Consider the following 6620-nt stretch of genomic DNA (forward strand, 5'->3'; position numbering starts at 1 on the left):
GTGCCGGCATCGAGAATTACAGCCGCTTCCTCACCGGGCGCCTGCCCGGCGAGCCGCCGCCCACATTGTTCGAATATCTGCCCGAAAACGCCCTGCTGTTCGTCGACGAAAGCCACCAGACGGTACCGCAGGTCGGCGGCATGGCGCGGGGCGACCATCGGCGGAAGATCACGCTGGCCGAATATGGCTTCCGCCTGCCGTCGTGCATCGACAATCGGCCGCTGCGCTTCAACGAATGGGAGGCGATGCGCCCGCAGACGGTTTATGTCTCCGCCACGCCCGGATCGTGGGAGATGGAGCAGACCGGCGGCGTGTTCAGCGAGCAGGTGATCCGCCCGACCGGGCTGATCGATCCGCCGATCGAGGTGCGCCCGATCGAAAGCCAGGTCGACGATCTGGTGCACGAGGCGCGCCTGACCGCGCAGAAGGGCTATCGCAGCCTCGTCACGACGCTGACCAAGCGGATGGCGGAGGACCTGACCGAATATCTGCACGAGGCGGGGATGAAGGTCCGCTACATGCATTCGGATGTCGAGACGCTGGAGCGGATCGAGCTTATCCGCGACCTCCGCCTGGGCGTGTACGACGTGCTGGTGGGCATCAACCTGCTGCGCGAGGGTCTCGACATTCCGGAGTGCGGGCTGGTCGCGATCCTCGACGCCGACAAGGAAGGGTTTCTGCGGTCGGAGACGTCGCTGATCCAGACGATCGGCCGCGCGGCGCGCAATGCCGAGGGGAAGGTGATCCTCTATGCCGACACGATCACCGGATCGATGGAACGGGCGATGGCCGAAACCCAGCGCCGGCGCGAGAAGCAGGAGGCGTTCAACGCCGAGCATGGCATCACGCCCGAGACCGTGAAGCGCAGCATCGCCGACATCGTCGGGCATCTGTCGAGCCGCGACCAGGTGACGGTCGACACGGGGATCGAGGACGTGACCCATATGGTGGGCCACAATCTGCGCGCCTATATCGAGGAACTCGAAAAGAAGATGCGCGCCGCCGCCGCCGACCTCGAGTTCGAGGAGGCGGGCCGCATCCGCGACGAGATCCGCAAGCTGGAGAATGACGAGCTCGGCCTGCCGAGCGAGCCCAGCCGCGCGCCGGTGCGCGGCAATTCCACCCTGGGCAAGCCCGGCACGCGCCAGACCCGCTACGGCAAGGCGAAACAGGCCCGGGCCGAGCGGCGGGAGCGCGCGCGATAGGATTGCCCAGCCCGCTTTCAACCCCGCGATTTTCTCAACTCGCCGCATAATGTTGCTGATAAGCAACGGATTTTCGTTCACATTCGGTTCACGCAACCGAAGCCGTTTCGGCAATGTTGAACGCGCAGCGAGACGGGTTTCGACCCCTCGCAAGATGAGACTTCGGGAGTATTTCTATGCACAAGATCCTTTTCGCTGCCGCGCTCGCGGCGGGCGTGTCCGCCGCCGCTTCGGCGCAGGAAACGTCCCCTGACGGCAGCCGGCCGTTCGGGATCGAGCCCTATGTCGGCGTCCTCGGCGGCTATCACAGCTTCGACCGCAACAGCGAGTTCGGCACCAACGGCAGCCGCGGCTACATGGACGGCGCGCTGATTTCGGGCATTGCGGGCGTCAACGTTCCGCTCGGTGGCTTCTTCGTCGGTGCCGAGGGCAACGCGACCAAGGGCTTCAAGGACATCGACTGGGAATATGGCGTGAAGGGTCGCGCCGGTTTCCGCGCGGGCGAGAGCGGGCTGCTCTTCGTGTCGGCGGGTTACCAGTGGGTCAATGGCCGTCGCGGCTTCGCTGATCGCAGCGACGTGATGTACGGCATGGGCGTCGAGGTCGGACCGAAGGATATCGGTCTGGGCGGCGTGACGGGCACCAGCGGCCCGCGTCTGCGCCTGCAGATCGACACCTACGACTTCGACAGCATCCGGCCGATGGCCGGCGTGGTCTTCCACTTCTAAGGTGGAAAAGGGGGGCGGCGGGTCCACCGTCGCCCCTTCACCCCTTCAGCGCGCGGGGCGGCGCGTGGGAGCGTGGAAATCGGCCGGTTTGCCGGCAATCCATTTCAGGAAGCGCGCGACATCCGGATGGGCGCGCAGCGCGTCGAGCGTCGGGTAGGTCCGCGCGCCAGTTCCTTGTTCGTGACCGCCGCATGGATCGCGCGGTGGCAGATCGGATGAAGCGCGGCGGTTTCGCGCCCGCCCAGACTTTTCGGCACGACATGGTGCCATTCGACCTTCCGGCCGAGCGGGCGCGCACAGAGCGCGCAGCGTTCGGGCGGCGTCATGCTCCCGCCGGCGGCGCCGGAGCAGACGTGCCTTCCGTCAGAGGATCTCGCGAATGCGCTCGGGCGGCCGCCCCAGGCGCACACCCTTGGCGGTTTCGACCAGCGGGCGTTCGATCAGAATCGGATCGGCCGCCATCGCGTCGAGGATCGCATCGTCCGAGGCGCCGGCAAGCGCTTTCGCCGCCGCTTCCGCCTTGCGCAGCCCGTCACGCGGCGACATCCCCGCCTTTGCGTAAAGTCGCGCCAATTCCTCGCGCGACGGCGGCGTCCTGAGATATTCGACGACGGTCACGTCCGCGCCGGCCGCCTGTAGCAAGGCGAGCGCCTCGCGCGATTTCGAGCAGCGCGGGTTGTGATAGATCGTGGCGTGCATCGGAGACTCCGAACGGGATCAGGGGGCGGGCCGAGCGTCGAGCATCACCCACAGCCGCGCGATCCGGCCCTCGACGATCTCCGCCACGTCGGTGCCGGTGACTGCAATTGGTCCCTCGGCGGACCCGGCGTGCCACCGGAGTATCCCGACGCCGTGATGGCCGACCGCCGGCCCCTCCTGCGGCGTAAAGGCGAAGTCGGGCCCGAACCGATCGAGCAGCGCGCCGGCCACGTCGGCGATCGCCTGCCGGCCGGTCACGATCTTGTCGGGCTCGTACAGGATGGGGTCGGGCACGAAGAGCGCCTCAACCGCCTTGACCCGCCGGGCGGGGTCGCGCTCGTTGAACACGCGGGCGAGGTTGGCGCGCAGCAGCCGGTCGAAGTCAGGTCCGCTTTCGGTGAGATCGCTCGTCGTCTCGACCATCGCGTCACCTCCCTGCTAAGGCTCGGCTATTCGGGCTGTTCGGCCAGCCAGCGTTCGAGCCACTTGATCGTATAGTCGCCTTCCTGGAATTCCGGATCGTCGAGCAGCGCCTGATGCAACGGGATCGTGGTCTTGACCCCGTCGATCACGAACTCCTCGAGCGCGCGGCGCAGGCGGCGGAGCGCGCCGGCGCGGGTCGAGCCGTGGACGATCAACTTGGCGATCATCGAATCGTAATAAGGCGGGATGCGATAGCCGGCGTAAAGGCCGCTATCGACGCGCACGTTCATGCCGCCCGGCGCATGATATTGCTTCACCGTGCCGGGGGAGGGGGCAAAGGTGCGCGGATCCTCGGCATTGATGCGGCACTCGATCGCGTGGCCGCGGAAGACCACATCCTCCTGGCGCAGCGTGAGCGCATGTCCTTCGGCGATGCGGATCTGCTCGCGGACGAGGTCGAGGCCCGTGATCGCCTCGGTCACCGGATGCTCGACCTGCAGCCGGGTGTTCATCTCGATGAAGTAGAATTCGCCGTTTTCCCACAGGAACTCGATCGTGCCCGCGCCGCGATAGCCCATGTCGGCCATCGCCTTGGCGACGATCCCACCCATCCGCTCGCGTTCCTCGGCGGAGATGACGGGGGAGGGCGCCTCCTCCAGCACCTTCTGGTGGCGGCGCTGGAGCGAGCAGTCGCGCTCGCCCAGGTGGATGGCGTTGCCGTTGCCGTCGCCGAACACCTGGAATTCGATGTGGCGCGGGTCGCCGAGATATTTTTCCATGTAGACGGTCGCGTCGCCGAACGCCGCCTTCGCCTCGCTCCCCGCCTGCTCCATCAGCGTTTCGAGCTGGCTTTCGTCGGGCACGACCTTCATGCCGCGCCCGCCGCCGCCCGACGCGGCCTTGATCAGCACGGGGTAGCCGATCTCGCGCGCGACGCGCTTGGCCTCCTCGATATCGGACAGCGGGCCGTCCGAGCCCGGGACGAGCGGCAGGCCGAGTTCGGCCGCGGTCAGCTTCGCCTGGATCTTGTCGCCCATCGTCCGGATATGTTCGGGCTTGGGCCCGATCCAGATGATGTCGTGCGCCTCGACGATCTCGGCGAAGCGCGCATTTTCGGACAGGAAGCCATAGCCCGGATGGATCGCGTCGGCGCCGGTGATCTCCGCCGCCGAGATGATGTTGGGGATGTTGAGGTAGCTGTCGGTCGCGCTGGGCGGGCCGATGCACACCGCTTCGTCGGCGAGGCGGACGTGCATCGCGTCGGCATCGGCGGTCGAATGGGCCGCAACCGTACGGATACCCATTTCGTGGCAGGCGCGGTGGATGCGGAGCGCGATCTCGCCGCGATTGGCGATCAGGACCTTTTTGATCTCGGGCATTAGCTGTTCCTAGCCGGCGCGGGCGCGCGCCTCCACCCGAACCCGTCGAGCGGAGCCGGATGAACGGTGCGGCGCATGGGCCCGCGCTTATTCGACGATGATGAGCGGCTGGTCGAATTCGACCGGCTGGGCATTGTCGACCAGCACGGCGGAGACCTTGCCCGCGCGCGGGCTGACGATCGGGTTCATCACCTTCATCGCCTCGACGATCAGCAGCGTGTCGCCGGCCGCGACCTGATCGCACACGCCCACGAACGCCTTCACGCCCGGAGCGCTCGACAGGTAAGCGGTGCCGACCATCGGCGACTTGATCGTGCCGGGATGGTCGCCCGACGGCGCCACCAGCGCGGGGGCGGGCGCGGCGGGAGTGGCCGCCGCCGGAACCGGCGCGACGGCGGGCGCGGCCGCGACCATCGTTGGCGCGGGCACGGTAATGTTGCGCACGACGCGGATGCGGCGGTCGCCATCCTGAACCTCGATCTCGGTCAGGCGGGTGTCGTCGAGCAGTTCGGCAAGCTGGCGCACCAGCCCGGCATCGACCTGCATCGAGGCGGAAGTGGTTTCGGTCATCCGACGATGGCCCCTGAAAGTGAAGCGGCGCTATTGGCAGGGACGGACGCGAAGGTCCAGAGCGTCCGGTATCGTCACCATCGGTGGCCATCGGAACGGTGGCGCTTCGCGGCCCGCGCGCCTAGATCGGGGCCATGACGACTCCCACGCATAGCGACGGCACCATCAGCATCACGGTCAACGGCGCGCACCGGCGCGTGCCCGGCGGAATGAGCATCGCCGATTTGGCGAGCGAACTGGGGCTGGTGCCCGAAAAGGTCGCGGTCGAGCGCAATCTTGAGGTGGTGCCGCGGTCGACGCTGACGCAGGTGTGCCTGGAGGACGGCGACGAACTGGAGATCGTCCATTTCGTCGGAGGCGGCGATCACCCACGCGCGATCGAGGAGGATAGCTGGACGGTGGCGGGGCGGACGTTCCGCTCGCGCCTGATCGTCGGCACGGGCAAGTATAAGGATTTCGCGCAGAATGCGGCCGCCGTCGCGGCGTCCGGCGCGGAAATCGTCACGGTCGCGGTGCGGCGGGTCAACGTCAGCGATCCGAACGCGCCGATGCTGACCGACTTCATCGACCCGAGAAAGATCACCTACCTGCCCAATACGGCGGGCTGTTTCGACGCGGAAAGCGCGATTCGCACGCTGCGGCTGGCGCGCGAGGCGGGCGGCTGGGATCTCGTCAAGCTGGAGGTGCTGGGCGAGGCGCGGACGCTGTACCCCGACATGGTCGAGACGCTGCGCGCGACCGAGATCCTGGCCAACGAGGGCTTCAAGCCGATGGTCTATTGCGTCGACGATCCGATTGCGGCGAAGCGGCTGGAGGATGCGGGCGCGGTCGCGATCATGCCGCTCGGCGCGCCGATCGGATCGGGGCTGGGCATCCAGAACCGCGTCACGATCCGGCTGATCGTCGAGGGCGCCAAGGTGCCGGTGCTGGTCGATGCGGGCGTGGGCGCGGCCTCCGACGCCGCCGTGGCGATGGAATTGGGCTGCGACGGCGTGCTGATGAACACCGCGATCGCGGAGGCGAAGGACCCGATCCTGATGGCGGCGGCGATGAAGGCGGCGGTCGAGGCGGGGCGGCTGTCCTACCGCGCCGGGCGGATGGGCCTGCGCCGTTATGCCGACCCGTCGAGCCCGCTGGCCGGGCTGATCTGACCGATCATCGGCGACTAGCGGCACGGTTCGTCGCGCGAAATCTTCGGTTCAACTAGTGCGATCTAGGGCGCGGTCATGCGCTGCTCCCTTCTCATCCCTGGACTGTCCCTGCTGCTGACCCCTGCGGTCGCCTTGGCGCAGGACGCCCCCGTCACCGCCGCGACGCCGCATGAGGCGGCCGAGGAAGCGGCGGCGTCGGGCGATGTCGCCTCCACCGACGACGTCGTCGTGACCGGGCAGAAGCTTCCCGGATCGGTGGTCGGCGACATCCAGCCGGAGGTGACGCTGACCCCCGCCGATGTCCGCTCCTACGGCGTCAACAACATCTCCGACCTGCTCGACCAGCTTTCGCCGCAGACGACCAGCGGGCGCGGATCGGGGGGCATGCCGGTCGTGCTGTTGAACGGCCGGCGCATCACCGGATTTCGGGACATCCGCGATCTGCCGACCGAGGCGATCGCGCGG

General features: G+C 67.7%; 7 protein-coding genes and 2 pseudogenes. 4 read left to right on the plus strand and 5 right to left on the minus strand.

Annotated features, from left to right (window positions below; genetic code table 11):
• Both ACOJSF_RS08130 and ACOJSF_RS08135 read left to right on the plus strand, forming a co-directional pair.
• Window positions 1–1205 (plus strand): helicase-related protein (locus ACOJSF_RS08130; protein ID WP_420141715.1); only part of this gene is annotated, 1205 nt, incomplete at its 5' end.
• 176 nt (window positions 1206–1381) lie between these two features.
• Window positions 1382–1933 carry an opacity protein gene (locus ACOJSF_RS08135; RefSeq protein WP_420141716.1) on the plus strand — a complete coding sequence of 184 codons (552 nt, stop codon included), beginning with the start codon at window positions 1382–1384 and terminating at the stop codon, window positions 1931–1933.
• A gap of 45 nt (window positions 1934–1978) precedes the next feature.
• Here ACOJSF_RS08135 and ACOJSF_RS08140 read toward each other — a convergent pair.
• The 5 genes and pseudogenes from ACOJSF_RS08140 to accB form a co-directional block, all read right to left on the minus strand.
• Window positions 1979–2259, minus strand: a pseudogene (locus ACOJSF_RS08140) (HNH endonuclease).
• A 37-nt stretch (window positions 2260–2296) separates the two neighbouring features.
• The gene (gene arsC, locus ACOJSF_RS08145; protein WP_420141717.1) at window positions 2297–2632 is read right to left on the minus strand and encodes an arsenate reductase (glutaredoxin); all 336 of its coding nucleotides are present in this window, start codon (window positions 2630–2632) and stop codon (window positions 2297–2299) included.
• An 18-nt stretch (window positions 2633–2650) separates the two neighbouring features.
• The gene (locus ACOJSF_RS08150) at window positions 2651–3055 is read right to left on the minus strand and encodes a nuclear transport factor 2 family protein (RefSeq protein WP_420141718.1); all 405 of its coding nucleotides are present in this window, start codon (window positions 3053–3055) and stop codon (window positions 2651–2653) included.
• Window positions 3056–3081: 26 nt separating this feature from the next.
• Entirely contained in the window at window positions 3082–4434 is a 1353-nt protein-coding gene (gene accC / locus ACOJSF_RS08155; RefSeq protein ID WP_420141719.1) for an acetyl-CoA carboxylase biotin carboxylase subunit, read from the minus strand.
• An 87-nt stretch (window positions 4435–4521) separates the two neighbouring features.
• A complete protein-coding gene (accB, locus tag ACOJSF_RS08160) occupies window positions 4522–5004 on the minus strand; it encodes an acetyl-CoA carboxylase biotin carboxyl carrier protein (protein ID WP_420141720.1) in 483 nt (160 codons plus the stop codon).
• A gap of 134 nt (window positions 5005–5138) precedes the next feature.
• Here accB and thiS point away from each other — a divergent pair, with 134 nt between their 5' ends.
• Both thiS and ACOJSF_RS08170 read left to right on the plus strand, forming a co-directional pair.
• The gene (gene thiS, locus ACOJSF_RS08165; RefSeq protein ID WP_420141721.1) at window positions 5139–6155 is read left to right on the plus strand and encodes a sulfur carrier protein ThiS; all 1017 of its coding nucleotides are present in this window, start codon (window positions 5139–5141) and stop codon (window positions 6153–6155) included.
• A gap of 75 nt (window positions 6156–6230) precedes the next feature.
• Window positions 6231–6620, plus strand: a pseudogene (locus ACOJSF_RS08170) (TonB-dependent receptor); the annotation flags it as partial.

Source organism: Sphingomonas sp., assembly GCF_048594985.1.
Lineage (GTDB): Bacteria > Pseudomonadota > Alphaproteobacteria > Sphingomonadales > Sphingomonadaceae > Sphingomonas_I.